Source organism: Stenotrophomonas sp. GW821-FHT09E08, assembly GCF_059416125.1.
On sequence record NZ_JBWKOO010000028.1, the window covers coordinates 1 to 16,495 of the forward strand.

The following is a 16,495-nucleotide window of genomic DNA, read 5'->3' on the forward strand; positions in this document are numbered from 1 at the left end:
ACGAAGGCCTGCGCTTCGCCATCCGCGAAGGCGGCCGTACCGTCGGCGCCGGCGTGGTCTCGAAGATCATCGAGTAAGCCTGCAGTACCGGCGGTTGCATAGCGCCGCCGGTTACGCGAATGGCGGGCCGGGAACCTCGGTCCGCCTTCGCCGTCTAAGGGAAGGCAAGTTTTATCACGTACGCCAGTAGCTCAATTGGCAGAGCAGCGGTCTCCAAAACCGCAGGTTGGGGGTTCGAGTCCCTCCTGGCGTGCCATCTGCCCACCTTATCCAGCGGCCTGGGCCGCTAAAGCAGACACAGCCGGATGAATAGCAAGATCGAACATTCCAAGGACAACTCCGCCAACGGCGGGGATATCGTCAAGTACGTTGCCGCATCACTGCTGGTGCTGGCGGGTCTGTTCGTCTGGTTCTGGTTCTCTGCCGACTCCGGTCGCGCCGCCCAGCTGGGTGCGTGGGCGAGTCAGCTGCGTGCGTTGGCGGTTGTGGTCGGTCTGGTTGGCGGTATCGGCGTGTTCATGCTGACCGGCAAGGGGCGCGACACCCGCGAATTCCTCTCCGAGTCGCGCTTTGAACTGCGCAAGGTTGTCTGGCCGACGCGCCAGGAAGCCGTCCGCATGACCTGGGTCGTGATCGTCGTGGTCCTTATCCTCAGCCTGCTGCTGGGTGGCTTCGACTTCCTGATCCAGAAACTGACTCAGTGGTTCCTGAGCCGCTAAGGAGAATTGCATGAAGCGTTGGTACGTCGTTCACGCCTATTCGGGCTTCGAGAAGTCGGTGGCGCAGGCCCTGCGCGATCGCATCGTCCGTGACGGCATGGAAGAGCGCTTCGGCGACGTCCTGGTTCCGACCGAGGAAGTGATCGAGATGCGCGCCGGCCAGAAGCGCCGCTCCGAGCGCAAGTTCTTCCCGGGTTACGTGCTGGTCCAGATCGAGACCCACGAAGAGGCGGGCATTCCGCGCATCGACAACGAAAGCTGGCACCTGGTCAAGGAAACTCCGCGCGTCATGGGCTTCATCGGCGGTACCGCCGATCGTCCGCTGCCGATCGCCGATTCCGAGGCCGAAGCCATCCTGAATCGCGTTCAGGAAGGTGTCGAGAAGCCGCGTCCGAAGGTGCTGTTCGAGCCGGGCCAGATGGTCCGTGTCACCGACGGTCCGTTCAACGATTTCAATGGCGTGGTCGAAGAAGTCAATTACGAGAAGAGCCGTCTGCGCGTCTCGGTGCTGATCTTCGGTCGTGCCACTCCGGTCGAGCTCGAGTTCGGCCAGGTCGAAAAGGCCGTCTGATCCGGCTGTAGAGTCGAGCCATGCTCGACTGCGGGGTCTGGATGGCGGTGCAGTCGAGCATGGCTCGACTCTACAGAAGGAACCGGGCCTTGCCCGGTTTCCTTCGTTTATGTGCTGCTTCAGGCATGTGAAGAAAAAACCTGATATAGTGCGCGGCTCCCCGCTGGGAAGCCAGTAGGACGAGGCCGCCGCAAGGTGGCCTTCAGCATGATTTCAAAACGCGATGCCGGGACGCGTGATTCCCGGTCCGATGGGGAGCCTGTTGTCGCAAGGCGCTAGCACCCGGAGAGCATACTCATGGCAAAGAAAGTTGTCGGTTACATCAAGCTGCAGGTGAAGGCCGGTCAGGCCAACCCCTCGCCGCCGGTCGGTCCTGCGCTGGGTCAGCGCGGCCTGAACATCATGGAATTCTGCAAGGCGTTCAACGCTGCCACGCAGAAGCTCGAGCCGGGTCTGCCGGTTCCGGTGATCATCACGGCCTACTCGGACCGTACGTTCACCTTCATCACCAAGAGCACCCCGGCCACCACTCTGCTGAAGAAGGCCGCTGGCATCTCGTCGGGCTCCAAGCGCCCGAACACCGAGAAGGTCGGCAAGGTCACCCGTAAGCAGCTGGAAGAGATCGCCAAGGCGAAGGAACCGGATCTGACTGCCGCCGACCTGGACGCCGCCGTGCGTACCATCGCTGGCTCTGCCCGTTCCATGGGCCTCGTGGTGGAGGGTTAAGAAGATGGCACAGACCAAGCGTGAGAAGGCCATCAAGGCCGCTGTCGTTCCGGGCAAGGCATACGCCTTCGAGGACGCGATCAACATCCTGAAGACCGCCACCAAGGCCAAGTTCGTCGAGTCGATCGACGTGTCCGTGCGCCTGGGCGTCGATGCGAAGAAGTCCGACCAGCAGGTCCGTGGCTCCACCGTGCTGCCGGCTGGTACCGGCAAGTCGGTCCGCGTCGCCGTGTTCGCTCCGGCCGGTGCCAAGGCTGACGAAGCCCTGGCCGCTGGCGCCGAAGCCGTCGGTATGGACGATCTGGCCGAGAAGATGCAGGCCGGCGATCTGAACTACGACGTCGTCATCGCGACCCCGGATGCCATGCGCGTTGTCGGTAAGCTGGGCACCGTGCTGGGCCCGCGCGGCCTGATGCCGAACCCGAAGGTCGGCACCGTTTCCCCGAACCCGGGTGAAGCCGTGAAGAATGCCAAGTCGGGTCAGGTGCGCTACCGCACCGACAAGGCCGGCATCATCCATTGCACCATCGGCAAGGCCGACTTCGCCGAAGACGCGCTGAAGTCGAACCTGACCGCGCTGCTGCTGGACCTGATCAAGGCCAAGCCGGCCACCTCGAAGGGCACCTACCTGCAGAAGGTTTCGGTCAGCTCGACGATGGGCCCGGGCGTCACTGTCGACCAGTCGTCGCTGACCCTGAAGTAATTGTTTCAAGCGGTCACGGTGCCCTGGGTGCCGTGACCGTGACATTTGAAGGCATCGCCGGCGGCACATCGCCGGTGGTAGCCGTCAAAGACCGCAGGCGCGGTCATGGCAATACCGGCGACGGGCACGGAAGCTCGAACTGGCAGGGAGTCGCCGCCGGAGCAGTCATGAGCGCTTAATCGATTCCCCGGAATCACCCTGCGTAGATGGTGCCCTTCTGGAGTTTTTCTGGTTCACGCATGTCTGGGATTTCCCTGATTGCCTCCAGGTCTGGAACGGCCCACCCCCCGGAGCATCATTCCGATGTTCCCGGCGTCCAGGACGGATGCTGCACAGGACCGCACACGGCAGGAGCCGTAAGCGGAGTTCAATAGGAGGAGTGCAATGGCTCTCAATCTGTCCCAGAAGCAAGAAGTAGTCGCCGAGCTGGCAGACATCGCCGCCAAGGCCCACTCCTTGATCGCAGCCGAATACGCTGGCACCACGGTCGCCCAGATGACCGCGATGCGCAAGCAGGCTCGTGAAACCGGTGTTTTCTTGAAGGTTGTCAAGAACACCCTGGCTTCGCGCGCCGTTGAAGGCACCGAGTTCGCAGTCGCCCAGGACCAGATGGTTGGTCCGCTGCTGTACGCGTTCTCGCTTGAGGAGCCCGGCGCAGCCGGTCGCCTGATCAAGGAAGCTGCCAAGGGCAACGACAAGCTGAAGGCTAAGGTCGTCGCCATCGGTGGTGAAGTGTTCCCGGCAAGCCATGTCGACGTGCTGGCCTCGCTGCCGACCCGCGACCAGGCCCTGGCAATGCTGGCCCGCGTCCTGACCGAGCCGGTCACGATGTTCGCCCGCGCCATCAAGGCAATTGGCGACAAGCAGAATGGTGGCGACGTCGCCGCCGACGCTGCTGAGCCGGCCGCCGAGACCGCCTGAGTTTCGACTTACCGTGGTTCCTGACGGAACCTCAACCCAGAAAATCATCCAAAGGTATTAATCATGTCCCTTACCAACGAACAGATCGTCGACGCCATCGCCGAGAAGTCCCTGATGGAAGTGATGGAGCTGGTCAAGGCCATCGAAGAGAAGTTCGGCGTCTCCGCCGCTGCTCCGGTTGCCGTGGCTGCTGCCGCTGGCCCGGCCGCTGCTGTTGAAGAGCAGACCGAGTTCACCGTCACCCTGAAGTCGGCCGGCGACAAGAAGGTCGAAGTCATCAAGGCCGTCCGCGCCATCACCGGCCTGGGCCTGAAGGAAGCGAAGGACCTGGCCGAAGCCGGTGGCGTCCTGAAGGATGCCGCTTCGAAGGACGAAGCCGAGAAGATGAAGAAGGACCTGGAAGCTGCTGGCGCGACTGTCGAAGTCAAGTAAGCACTTCCTTTGCATCGTCATCGATTCACGGCGATGCAGCCAAGGCTGGGGGCGTAAGCCCCCGGCCTTTGGTCGTTGTTGCGGTGCGGGTAGAGTCGACTGTTAGTCGACTGCTGTGAAAAAGGTCGACTAACAGTCGACTCTACCGTTCCAGATGCAGAAAAAAGCCCAACACGGGCTGCAGTCAAACCCCGGCAGGCCAGCGCGGAGCGCGGCAGCAGGGGCGTGGTAGCAGACGAGTTGGCAGTTGGAAGTAGCGGGAGAAGGCGTGCTGGTGCCGGCAATACCAGCGACTTCCAACTGACAATTTCAAGTTCCCTTCGGATCGTGGGCGCACGATCCGCACAACAAGGTGGAAGACCTCATGACGTCCTATTCGTTCACCGAAAAAAAGCGTATCCGCAAGGATTTCGGCAAGCAGCGTTCGATTCTCGAAGTGCCGTTCCTGCTCGCCATCCAGGTGGATTCCTACCGTGAATTCCTGCAGGAAAACGTCGATCCGGCCAAGCGCACGGACCACGGCCTGCACGCTGCGCTGAAGTCGGTCTTCCCGATCGCCAGCTACAGCGGCAATGCTGCCCTGGAATACGTTGGCTACAAGCTGGGCGAACCGGTCTTCGACGAGCGTGAGTGCCGCCAGCGTGGCATGAGCTACGGCGCGCCGCTGCGCGTGACCGTGCGCCTGGTGATCTACGACCGTGAGTCGTCGACCAAGGCCATCAAGTACGTGAAGGAGCAGGAGGTCTATCTGGGCGAAATCCCGCTGATGACCGAAAACGGCACCTTCATCGTCAACGGCACCGAGCGCGTCATCGTTTCGCAGCTGCACCGTTCGCCGGGCGTGTTCTTCGACCACGACCGTGGCAAGACCCACAGCTCGGGCAAGCTGCTGTACAGCGCCCGCATCATTCCTTACCGCGGTTCCTGGCTGGACTTCGAGTTCGACCCGAAGGACGCGCTGTTCACCCGTATCGACCGCCGTCGCAAGCTGCCGGTGTCGATCCTGCTGCGCGCGCTTGGCTACAGCAACGAAGAGATGCTGGCCGAGTTCTTCGAGATCAACACCTTCCACATCAACCCGGATGAAGGCGTCCAGCTGGAGCTGGTGCCGGAGCGCCTGCGCGGCGAAACCCTGGGCTTCGACCTCGCCGACGGCGACAAGGTCATCGTGGAAGCCGGCAAGCGCATCACCGCGCGCCACATCAAGCAGCTGGAAGCCTCGGGCATCGCCGCCCTGGCCGTGCCGGACGACTACATCGTCGGCCGCATCCTGTCGCACGACGTGGTCGATGCTTCGACCGGCGAACTGCTGGCCCAGGCCAACGACGAGATCACCGACGAGCAGCTGCAGGCCTTCCGCAAGGCCGGCGTGGATGCCGTGGGCACCCTGTGGGTGAACGACCTGGATCGTGGCCCGTACCTGTCCAACACCCTGCGCATCGACCCGACCAAGACCCAGCTGGAAGCCCTGGTCGAGATCTACCGCATGATGCGTCCGGGCGAACCGCCGACCAAGGACGCCGCGCAGAACCTGTTCCACAACCTGTTCTTCACCTTCGAGCGCTACGACCTGTCCGCGGTCGGCCGCATGAAGTTCAACCGTCGCGTGGGCCGCAAGGAAACCACCGGCGAAGCCGTGCTGTACGACCGCAAGTACTACGGCGAGCGCAACGACGAAGAGTCCAAGCGCCTGGTTGCCGCCCATGGCGACAGCTCCGACATCCTGGACGTGATCAAGGTCCTGACCGAGATCCGCAACGGTCGTGGCGTGGTCGATGACATCGATCACCTGGGCAACCGTCGCGTGCGTTCGGTCGGCGAAATGGCCGAGAACGTGTTCCGCGTGGGCCTGGTCCGCGTCGAGCGCGCGGTCAAGGAGCGCCTGTCGATGGCCGAGTCCGAAGGCCTGACCCCGCAGGAGCTGATCAACGCCAAGCCGGTCGCCGCTGCCATCAAGGAGTTCTTCGGCTCCTCGCAGCTGTCGCAGTTCATGGACCAGAACAACCCGCTGTCGGAAGTGACCCACAAGCGTCGCGTCTCGGCCCTGGGCCCGGGCGGTCTGACCCGTGAGCGCGCCGGCTTCGAAGTGCGCGACGTGCACCCGACCCATTACGGCCGCGTCTGCACCATCGAAACGCCGGAAGGCCCGAACATTGGCCTGATCAACTCGCTGGCCGTGTACGCCCGCACCAACCAGTACGGTTTCCTCGAGACCCCGTACCGCAAGGTCGTGGACGGCAAGGTCTATGACGAAGTCGAGTTCCTGTCGGCGATCGAAGAAAACGAGTACGTCATTGCGCAGGCCAACGCGCTGACCAATGCTGACAGCGTGCTGACCGAACAGTTCGTTCCGTGCCGCTTCCAGGGCGAATCGCTGCTGAAGCCGCCGGCGGAAGTCCACTTCATGGACGTCTCGCCGATGCAGACCGTGTCGATCGCGGCCGCGCTGGTTCCGTTCCTGGAGCACGATGACGCCAACCGTGCACTGATGGGCGCCAACATGCAGCGTCAGGCCGTGCCGACCCTGCGTGCGCAGAAGCCGCTGGTCGGTACCGGCATCGAGCGCGCCGTGGCGCGTGACTCCGGTGTGACCGTGAACGCCCGTCGTGGTGGCGAGATCGTGCAGATCGATGCCGCCCGCATCGTGGTCAAGGTGGTCGAGGAAGAAATCGTCGGTGCCACCGACGCCGGCGTCGACATCTACAACCTGGTCAAGTACACCCGTTCGAACCAGAACACCTGCATCAACCAGCGTCCGCTGGTCCAGGTGGGTGACATCATCGCCCGCGGCGATGTGCTGGCCGACGGTCCGTCCACCGATATCGGCGAACTGGCTCTGGGCCAGAACATGCTGATCGCGTTCATGCCGTGGAACGGCTACAACTTCGAAGACTCCATCCTTCTTTCCGAGCGCGTGGTGGAAGAGGATCGCTACACCACGATCCACATCGAAGAGCTGACCTGCGTCGCGCGTGACACCAAGCTGGGGCCGGAGGAAATCTCCGCCGACATCCCGAACGTTTCCGAGCAGGCGCTGAACCGCCTGGACGAAAGCGGCGTGGTGTACATCGGTGCCGAAGTCCGCGCCGGCGACATCATGGTCGGCAAGGTCACCCCGAAGGGCGAAAGCCAGCTGACCCCGGAAGAGAAGCTGCTGCGCGCGATCTTCGGCGAGAAGGCGTCGGACGTGAAGGACAGCTCGCTGCGCGTGCCGCCGGGCATGGACGGCACCGTCATCGACGTGCAGGTCTTCACCCGCGACGGCATCGAGAAGGACAAGCGCGCCCGTCAGATCGAAGAGTCTGAAATCAAGCGCGTCAAGAAGGACTTCGACGACCAGTTCCGCATCCTGGAAGCGGCGATCTACATGCGTCTGCGTTCGCAGATCGTGGGCAAGGTGGTCAACGGTGGCGCCAGCCTGAAGAAGGGCGACGTCATCACCGACGCCTTCCTGGACGGCCTGAAGAAGGCTGACTGGTTCGCCCTTCGCATGAAGGACGAGGACGCCTCGGAAGCCATCGAGCGCGCCCAGAAGCAGATCCAGGCGCACGAGAAGGAATTCGAGCGTCGCTTCGCCGACAAGCGCGGCAAGATCACCGCCGGCGACGACCTCGCCCCGGGCGTGCTGAAGATGGTCAAGGTGTTCCTGGCCGTGAAGCGCCGCATCCAGCCGGGCGACAAGATGGCAGGCCGCCACGGCAACAAGGGTGTGGTGTCCAACGTGGTGCCGGTCGAGGACATGCCGTACATGGCTTCGGGCGAAACCGTGGACATCGTGCTGAACCCGCTGGGCGTGCCGTCGCGTATGAACATCGGCCAGATTCTGGAAGTGCACCTGGGCTGGGCAGCCAAGGGCCTGGGTCGCAAGATCCAGGCGATGATGGAAGCCCAGGCTGCGGTCGCCGACCTGCGCAAGTTCCTGGACGACATCTACAACCACGACGACACCAACGTGGCCAACCGTGTCGACCTGTCGCAGTTCAGCGACGAGGAGCTGCTGCGTCTGGCCCGTAACCTCACCGACGGCGTGCCGATGGCTACCCCGGTGTTCGACGGCGCCACCGAAGCGGAAATCAAGCGCATGCTGGAACTGGCCGACCTGCCGAGCAGTGGCCAGACCCAGCTGTACGACGGCCGCACCGGTGAAGCGTTCGATCGCCACACCACCGTCGGTTACATGCACTACCTGAAGCTGAACCACCTGGTCGACGACAAGATGCACGCGCGTTCGACCGGTCCGTACTCGCTCGTTACCCAGCAGCCGCTGGGCGGCAAGGCGCAGTTCGGCGGCCAGCGCTTCGGTGAAATGGAAGTCTGGGCGCTGGAAGCCTACGGCGCGGCCTACACCCTGCAGGAAATGCTGACGGTGAAGTCCGATGACGTGCAGGGCCGCAACCAGATGTACAAGAACATCGTCGACGGTGAGCACGAGATGGTCGCGGGCATGCCGGAATCCTTCAATGTGCTCGTGAAGGAAATCCGCTCGCTGGCCATCAACATGGAACTGGAAGACAACTGATCCATGCCGGCGCGGCGGTCCGCCGCCGCGCCGCTGGCAGTCAACTGAAAGCCCATCGACACAGCATTCCTCCTTCTGGAGAACACCATGAAAGACCTGCTCAACCTCTTCAACCAGCAGCGCCAGACGCTGGACTTCGACGCGATCAAGATCGCGCTGGCCTCGCCGGACCTGATCCGTTCGTGGTCCTTCGGCGAAGTGAAGAAGCCGGAAACCATCAACTACCGTACCTTCAAGCCGGAACGTGACGGCCTGTTCTGCGCCGCCATCTTCGGCCCGGTGAAGGACTACGAGTGCCTGTGCGGCAAGTACAAGCGCATGAAGCACCGTGGTGTCGTGTGCGAGAAGTGCGGCACCGAAGTGACCCTGGCCAAGGTGCGCCGCGAGCGCATGGGCCACATCGACCTGGCTTCGCCGGTCGCGCACATCTGGTTCCTGAAGTCGCTGCCGTCGCGCATCGGCCTGATGCTGGACATGACCCTGCGCGACATCGAGCGCGTGCTGTACTTCGAAGCGTACGTGGTGACCGAGCCGGGCCTGACCGCCCTGGAGCGCCGCCAGCTGCTGACCGAAGAACAGTACCTGCAGGCCCGCCAGGAGCACGGTGACGACTTCGACGCCGCCATGGGCGCAGAGGCCGTGTACGAGCTGCTGCGCACCATCGACCTGCAGTCGGAAATGACCCGCCTGCGCGAAGAAATCGCCAGCACCGGTTCGGAAACCAAGCTCAAGCGCCTCACCAAGCGCATCAAGCTGATCGAAGCCTTCCTGGAATCGGGCAACCGTCCGGAATGGATGGTCATGACCGTGCTGCCGGTGCTGCCGCCGGACCTGCGTCCGCTGGTTCCGCTGGATGGCGGCCGCTTCGCGACCTCCGACCTGAACGACCTGTACCGCCGCGTCATCAACCGCAACAACCGCCTGCGCCGCCTGCTCGAACTGAGCGCGCCGGACATCATCGTGCGCAATGAAAAGCGCATGCTGCAGGAATCGGTCGATGCGCTGCTGGACAACGGCCGTCGCGGCCGTGCCATCACCGGCACCAACAAGCGCCCGCTGAAGTCGCTGGCCGACATGATCAAGGGCAAGCAGGGCCGCTTCCGCCAGAACCTGCTCGGCAAGCGCGTCGACTACTCGGGCCGTTCGGTCATCGTGGTCGGTCCGTACCTGCGCCTGCACCAGTGCGGCCTGCCGAAGAAGATGGCACTCGAACTGTTCAAGCCGTTCGTGTTCGCCAAGCTGCAGCGTCGTGGCCTGGCCACCACCATCAAGGCCGCCAAGAAGCTGGTCGAGCGCGAAGAAGCCGAAGTCTGGGACATCCTGGAAGAGGTCATCCGCGAACATCCGGTGATGCTGAACCGTGCGCCGACCCTGCACCGTCTGGGCATCCAGGCGTTCGAGCCGGTGCTGATCGAAGGCAAGGCCATCCAGCTGCACCCGCTGGTCTGCACCGCGTTCAACGCCGACTTCGACGGTGACCAGATGGCCGTCCACGTGCCGCTCTCGCTGGAAGCCCAGCTGGAAGCGCGCGCGCTGATGATGTCGACCAACAACATCCTGTCGCCGGCCAACGGCGAGCCGATCATCGTGCCGTCGCAGGACGTCGTGCTGGGTCTGTACTACATGACCCGCTCGCTGGAAAACAAGAAGGGCGAGGGCATGGCCTTCGCCAACATCGCCGAAGTCAAGCGCGCCTACGACAACCGCGTGGTGGAACTGCACGCACGCGTCAAGGTCCGCATCACCGAGGTGGTGACCGACGAAGACGGCATCAAGCAGAACAAGACCTCGATCGTGGACACCACGATCGGTCGCGCCCTGCTGGCTGAAATCCTCCCGGAAGGCCTGCCGTTCGCGCTGGCCAACACCGAGCTGACCAAGAAGAACATCAGCCGCCTGATCAACTCCAGCTACCGCCAGCTGGGCTTGAAGGACACGGTCGTGTTCGCCGACAAGCTGATGTACACCGGCTTCGCCTACGCGACCCGCGCCGGCGTCTCGATCGGCATCGACGACATGCTGATCCCGGACGAGAAGAAGGGCATCCTCACCGAGGCCGAAGCCGAAGTGCTGGAAATCCAGGAGCAGTACCAGTCGGGCCTGGTCACCGCTGGCGAGCGCTACAACAAGGTGGTCGACATCTGGTCGCGCACCAACGAGCGCATCGCCAAGGCGATGATGGACACCATCGGTACCGAGAAGGTCGTCAATGCCAAGGGCGAGACCATCGACCAGAAGTCGATGAACTCGCTGTACATCATGGCCGACTCCGGTGCCCGTGGTAGCCAGGCGCAGATTCGTCAGCTGGCCGGTATGCGCGGCCTGATGGCGCGTCCGGATGGCTCGATCATCGAGACGCCCATCAAGGCGAACTTCCGCGAAGGCCTGAACGTGCAGGAGTACTTCAACTCCACCCACGGTGCCCGTAAGGGTCTGGCCGATACCGCGCTGAAGACCGCGAACTCGGGTTACCTGACCCGTCGTCTGGTCGACGTGGCGCAGGACGTGGTGATCACCGAGGTGGATTGCGGTACCACCGAAGGCCTGATCATGACCCCGATCGTGGAAGGCGGCGACGTGGTCGAGCCGTTGAAGGATCGTGTGCTGGGTCGCGTGGTTGCCGAGGACGTGTTCCTGCCGGGCAACGACGAAGATCCCATCGTCACCCGCAACACCCTGCTCGACGAAGCCTGGGTGGCCAAGCTGGAAGATGCCGGCGTGCAGACCATCAAGGTCCGCTCGACCATCTCCTGCGAATCCGCCTTCGGCGTCTGCGGCCGCTGCTACGGCCGCGATCTGGCCCGTGGCCACATCGTCAACATCGGTGAAGCGGTCGGCGTCATCGCCGCACAGTCCATCGGTGAGCCGGGTACCCAGCTGACCATGCGTACGTTCCACATCGGTGGTGCGGCGTCGCGTGCGGCTGCGGTCGACAACATCACCGTCAAGACCACCGGCTCGGTCAAGTTCAGCAACCTCAAGTCGGTCGAGCATGCCAATGGCTCGCTGGTGGCAGTGTCGCGTTCGGGCGAAATCTCGGTGCTCGATGCTCACGGCCGTGAGCGTGAGCGCTACAAGCTGCCGTACGGCTCGATGATCGCCTCCAAGGATGGCGATGCAGTGAAGGCTGGCCAGACCGTGGCCAACTGGGATCCGCATAACCACCCGATCGTTTCGGAAGTGGCCGGTTTCATCCGCTTCATCGACTTCATCGACGGCGTCACCGTCATCGAGAAGACCGACGAGCTGACTGGCCTGGCCTCGCGCGAGATCACCGATCCGAAGCGCCGCGGCGCCCAGGCCAAGGATCTGCGCCCGATCGTCCGCATCGTCGACGCCAAGGGCAACGACCTGACCATTCCGGGTACCGATCTGCCGGCGCAGTACCTGCTGCCGCCGCGCTCGATCGTCAACCTGCAGGACGGCGCCGCTGTCGGCGTGGGCGACGTGGTTGCCAAGATCCCGCAGGAAGCCTCCAAGACCCGTGACATCACCGGTGGTCTGCCGCGCGTGGCCGATCTGTTCGAAGCGCGCAAGCCGAAGGATCCGGCGGTGCTGGCCGAGCGTTCGGGCATCATCAGCTTCGGCAAGGACACCAAGGGCAAGCAGCGCCTGATCATCAAGGACACCGATGGTTCGGAGCACGAAGAGCTGATTCCGAAGTACCGCCAGGTGATCGTGTTCGAAGGTGAACACGTGACCAAGGGCGAAACCATCGTGGACGGCGAGCCGAGCCCGCAGGACATCCTGCGCCTGCTGGGTGTCGAGCCGCTGGCTGCCTACCTGGTCAAGGAAATCCAGGACGTGTACCGCCTGCAGGGCGTGAAGATCAACGACAAGCACATCGAGGTGATCACCCGCCAGATGCTGCGCAAGGTCGAGATCACCGATCAGGGCAGCAGCAAGTTCCTGAACGGCGAACAGGTCGAACGCCAGCGCGTTATCGAGGAGAATGCACGCCTCGGTGCCCGCAACGAGCTGATCGCCCGCTTCGATCCGGTGCTGCTGGGTATCACCAAGGCCTCGCTGGCTACCGAGTCGTTCATCTCGGCGGCCTCCTTCCAGGAGACCACCCGCGTGCTGACCGAGGCTGCCGTCCGCGGCACCAAGGACAACCTGCGCGGCCTGAAGGAAAACGTGATCGTCGGCCGCCTGATCCCGGCCGGTACCGGTCTGTCGTACCACAGCAACCGCCGCCGCGGCGCTTCGGGTCTGACCGACTCGGAGATGCAGGCCCTGACCGGCACCCCGGCTGCAGTCGAGGCGCCGGCCGTTGAAGCCGAAGCTGAACAGGCGTCTGGCGAAGAATGAGGTATCAGGTCCGGCCGAGAGGCCGGACCACCCCATCGGTTCATCGATGGGATTGGGAAAGGGCAGGGGGGATCGTCTGCGATCCACCCTGCCAACCTGAACGGGGTACATGGAGGCCCCCCAGTAACGTTCCAGGATCAGGAACGGGCTTGACAGGAGGCGTTTGACTGCTTTCCTGGCAGGTTGCTACAATCGTCTGTCTCAGCAGGCCAGAATTTTGGCCTGCTTTAACATTTCCGCATCTCTGGCCGGATTTCCGGCCACCAATCAGAAGAACCTACTGATGGCGACGATCAACCAGCTGGTCCGCAAGCCGCGGCAAGCTACTACGTACAAGAGTGCCTCGCCGGCGCTCGACAAGTGCCCGCAGCGCCGTGGCGTCTGCACCCGCGTTTACACCACCACTCCGAAGAAGCCGAACTCGGCTCTGCGCAAGGTTGCCAAGGTTCGCCTGACCAACCAGGAAGAGGTGATCTCCTACATCGGTGGTGAAGGCCACAACCTGCAGGAGCACTCCGTGGTCCTGATCCGTGGCGGTCGCGTCAAGGATCTGCCGGGTGTGCGTTACCACACCGTTCGTGGCTCGCTCGACGCCGCCGGCGTCGCCAAGCGTCGCCAGGCCCGTTCCAAGTACGGCGCCAAGCGTCCGAAGGCCTAAGGAGAGAGCATATGTCGCGTAAGGGTAATACTCCGCAGCGTTCCGTCCTGCCCGATCCGAAGCACGGAAGCGAAACCATCGCCCGCTTCATCAACATGGTCATGCAGAGCGGCAAGAAGTCCGTCGCTGAAAAGATCGTGTACGGCGCCATGGACGTGATCACCGAGAAGAACAGCAGCGCCAACGCCATTGAACTGGTGCAGAAGGCGCTGGACAACGTTGCTCCGGCGGTCGAAGTGAAGTCGCGTCGCGTCGGCGGCGCCACCTACCAGGTGCCGGTCGAAGTGCGTTCGTCGCGCAAGATGGCCCTGGCCATGCGCTGGCTGATCGACTCCGCGCGCAAGCGTGGTGAGAACACCATGCCGAAGAAGCTGGCTGCTGAACTGATCGACGCCTCGGAAAACCGTGGCGGCGCCATCAAGAAGCGCGAAGAAACCCACCGCATGGCCGAAGCCAACAAGGCATTCGCCCACTACCGCTGGTGAGTTTGACGGCCTTGTAAAACAGGCAGGGCAGCACCATTACGGTGCTGCCTCGCGGTCCCGGAAGGACTGCGCCAATCCGAAGGCCGCCGCAAGGCGGCGTTCGGCCATCCGAAATCCAAGAAATCTGAGAGGCTCCCCGTGGCCCGTTCCACTCCCATCGAGCGTTACCGTAACTTCGGCATCATGGCCCACATCGATGCCGGCAAGACCACCACGTCCGAGCGCATCCTGTTCTACACCGGCAAGAGCCACAAGATCGGTGAAGTGCACGACGGCGCCGCCACCATGGACTGGATGGAGCAGGAGCAGGAGCGTGGCATCACGATCCAGTCCGCTGCGACCACCGCGTTCTGGAAGGGCATGGACAAGTCCCTGCCGGAGCACCGTTTCAACATCATCGACACCCCCGGGCACGTTGACTTCACCATCGAAGTCGAGCGTTCGCTGCGCGTGCTCGACGGTGCGGTGTTCGTGCTGTGTGCCGTCGGTGGCGTGCAGCCGCAGTCGGAAACCGTGTGGCGCCAGGCCAACCGTTACAAGGTGCCGCGCATCGCGTTCGTCAACAAGATGGACCGCACCGGTGCCAACTTCTACAAGGTCCGTGACCAGCTGAAGGCAAAGCTCGGCGCCGTCGCCGTGCCGATGCAGCTGCCGATCGGCGCTGAAGAAGGCTTCAAGGGCGTTGTCGACCTGCTGAAGATGAAGGCCATCCATTGGGATGAAGCCTCGCAGGGCATGAAGTTCGAATACGGCGACATCCCGGCCGACCTGCAGGAAAAGGCTGAAGAAGCCCGTACCTTCATGATCGAAGCCGCGGCTGAAGCCAACGAAGAGCTGATGGAAAAGTACCTGGGCGGCGAAGAGCTGGCCGAGGCTGAAATCATCAACGCGCTGCGTACCCGCACCCTGGCCACCGAGATCGTGCCGATGTACTGCGGCTCGGCGTTCAAGAACAAGGGCGTGCAGGCCATGCTCGACGGCGTGATCCAGCTGCTGCCGTCGCCGGTCGACGTGCCGGACGTGACCGGTACCGACGTGGACGACGAAAACGTCGCCATGAGCCGCAAGTCGGACGACAAGGCTCCGTTCTCGTCGCTGGCCTTCAAGATCATCACCGATCCGTTCGTCGGCGCGCTGACCTTCTTCCGCGTCTACTCGGGCACCCTGAACGGTGGCGACACCGTGCTGAACTCGGTGAAGGGCAAGAAGGAGCGCATCGGCCGCATCCTGCAGATGCATTCGAACAACCGCGAAGAGATCAAGGAAGTTTTGGCCGGTGACATCGCCGCTGCCGTGGGCCTGAAGGACACCACCACCGGTGACACCCTGTGCTCGATCGACCAGCCGATCATCCTGGAGCGCATGACGTTCCCGGAGCCGGTGATCTCGATGGCTGTCGAGCCGAAGACCAAGTCGGACCAGGAAAAGATGGGTCTGGCTCTGGGTCGCCTGGCGCAGGAAGATCCGTCGTTCCGCGTCAAGACCGACGAAGAATCCGGCCAGACCATCATCTCGGGCATGGGCGAGCTGCACCTGGACATCATCGTCGACCGCCTGAAGCGCGAGTTCAACGTTGAAGCCAACGTCGGCGCGCCGCAGGTGGCCTACCGCGAAACCATCACCCTGGCCGACGTCAAGTCGGACTACAAGCACGCCAAGCAGTCCGGTGGTAAGGGTCAGTACGGTCACGTCGTGATCGAGCTGTCGCCGCTGACCGCTGCAGACCGTGCTGATGCCAAGCTGGCCCCGGCGATCAAGGATGACTTCCTGTTCGTCAATGACATCACCGGCGGCGTGATCCCGAAGGAATTCATTCCTTCGATCGAAAAGGGCCTGCGCGAAACCATCACCAGCGGTCCGCTGGCTGGCTTCCCGGTGGTGGATGTCAAGGTCAAGCTGGTGTTCGGCTCGTACCACGACGTCGACTCCTCGGAAATGGCGTTCAAGCTCGCTTCTTCGATGGCCTTCAAGCAGGGCTTCGCCAAGGCCAAGCCGGTTCTGCTGGAGCCGATCATGAAGGTCGAGATCGTGACCCCGGAGGATTACCAGGGTGACGTGATGGGCGACGTCAGCCGTCGTCGCGGCGTGCTGCAGGGTTCCGACACCACCGGTGACGGTTCTGCCAGCATCATCAACGCGATGATCCCGCTGGGTGAAATGTTCGGCTACGCCACTGCGCTGCGTTCGCAGACCCAGGGCCGTGCCACCTTCACCATGGAATTCGATCACTACGAGCCGGCGCCGAACAACATCGCCGAAGCCGTCATGAAGAAGGGCTGAGCCTCGCTCAGCCTCTCCTGAAAACCACTTACAAAATCAAGGTATACAACAATGGCAAAGGGTAAGTTCGAGCGCACCAAGCCGCACGTCAACGTCGGCACCATCGGTCACGTCGACCACGGCAAGACCACGCTGACCGCCGCACTGACCAAGATCGGTGCCGAGCGCTT

At 63.0% G+C, this 16,495-nt stretch carries 13 protein-coding genes and 1 tRNA gene; all 14 read left to right on the top strand.

From position 1 onward, the window contains the following. Window positions 1-77: EF-Tu C-terminal domain-related protein (locus AC07M7_RS20905; RefSeq protein ID WP_265966688.1), on the top strand; the 77-nt coding region annotated here is incomplete at its 5' end. Between the two features lie 103 nt (window positions 78-180). Continuing rightward, window positions 181-256, top strand: a tRNA-Trp gene (locus AC07M7_RS20910). A 49-nt stretch (window positions 257-305) separates the two neighbouring features. Next, on the top strand, window positions 306-719 hold the full coding sequence (gene secE, locus AC07M7_RS20915; protein WP_495208206.1) for a preprotein translocase subunit SecE: 414 nt from the start codon (window positions 306-308) through the stop codon (window positions 717-719). A gap of 10 nt (window positions 720-729) precedes the next feature. Beyond that, a complete protein-coding gene (gene nusG, locus AC07M7_RS20920; protein WP_004145203.1) occupies window positions 730-1,290 on the top strand; it encodes a transcription termination/antitermination protein NusG in 561 nt (186 codons plus the stop codon). A gap of 297 nt (window positions 1,291-1,587) precedes the next feature. After that, window positions 1,588-2,016 carry a 50S ribosomal protein L11 gene (gene rplK, locus AC07M7_RS20925; RefSeq protein ID WP_004145248.1) on the top strand — a complete coding sequence of 143 codons (429 nt, stop codon included), beginning with the start codon at window positions 1,588-1,590 and terminating at the stop codon, window positions 2,014-2,016. A gap of 4 nt (window positions 2,017-2,020) precedes the next feature. After that, window positions 2,021-2,719 (top strand): 50S ribosomal protein L1, encoded by a 699-nt coding sequence (gene rplA / locus AC07M7_RS20930; protein ID WP_004145250.1) that lies wholly within the window; start codon window positions 2,021-2,023, stop codon window positions 2,717-2,719. Between the two features lie 384 nt (window positions 2,720-3,103). Then, window positions 3,104-3,640 carry a 50S ribosomal protein L10 gene (rplJ, locus tag AC07M7_RS20935; protein ID WP_004145252.1) on the top strand — a complete coding sequence of 179 codons (537 nt, stop codon included), beginning with the start codon at window positions 3,104-3,106 and terminating at the stop codon, window positions 3,638-3,640. A 63-nt stretch (window positions 3,641-3,703) separates the two neighbouring features. Continuing rightward, the gene (gene rplL / locus AC07M7_RS20940; RefSeq protein ID WP_004145253.1) at window positions 3,704-4,072 is read left to right on the top strand and encodes a 50S ribosomal protein L7/L12; all 369 of its coding nucleotides are present in this window, start codon (window positions 3,704-3,706) and stop codon (window positions 4,070-4,072) included. Window positions 4,073-4,436: 364 nt separating this feature from the next. Beyond that, window positions 4,437-8,591 (top strand): DNA-directed RNA polymerase subunit beta, encoded by a 4,155-nt coding sequence (gene rpoB / locus AC07M7_RS20945; RefSeq protein ID WP_046988086.1) that lies wholly within the window; start codon window positions 4,437-4,439, stop codon window positions 8,589-8,591. Window positions 8,592-8,678: 87 nt separating this feature from the next. Further along, on the top strand, window positions 8,679-12,902 hold the full coding sequence (gene rpoC / locus AC07M7_RS20950; RefSeq protein ID WP_046988087.1) for a DNA-directed RNA polymerase subunit beta': 4,224 nt from the start codon (window positions 8,679-8,681) through the stop codon (window positions 12,900-12,902). 283 nt (window positions 12,903-13,185) lie between these two features. Beyond that, window positions 13,186-13,560: a 30S ribosomal protein S12 gene (rpsL, locus tag AC07M7_RS20955; protein WP_004145320.1), complete on the top strand. Its 375-nt coding sequence runs from the start codon at window positions 13,186-13,188 to the stop codon at window positions 13,558-13,560. A gap of 11 nt (window positions 13,561-13,571) precedes the next feature. Further along, complete coding sequence (rpsG, locus tag AC07M7_RS20960) at window positions 13,572-14,045, top strand: 30S ribosomal protein S7 (protein WP_004145321.1); 474 nt, start codon at window positions 13,572-13,574, stop codon at window positions 14,043-14,045. Between the two features lie 138 nt (window positions 14,046-14,183). Continuing rightward, window positions 14,184-16,325, top strand: coding sequence for an elongation factor G (fusA, locus tag AC07M7_RS20965; protein WP_065722846.1), 2,142 nt, complete (start codon window positions 14,184-14,186; stop codon window positions 16,323-16,325). A gap of 51 nt (window positions 16,326-16,376) precedes the next feature. Further along, on the top strand, window positions 16,377-16,495 hold a 119-nt coding region (locus AC07M7_RS20970), incomplete at its 3' end, for a GTP-binding protein (RefSeq protein ID WP_049420184.1).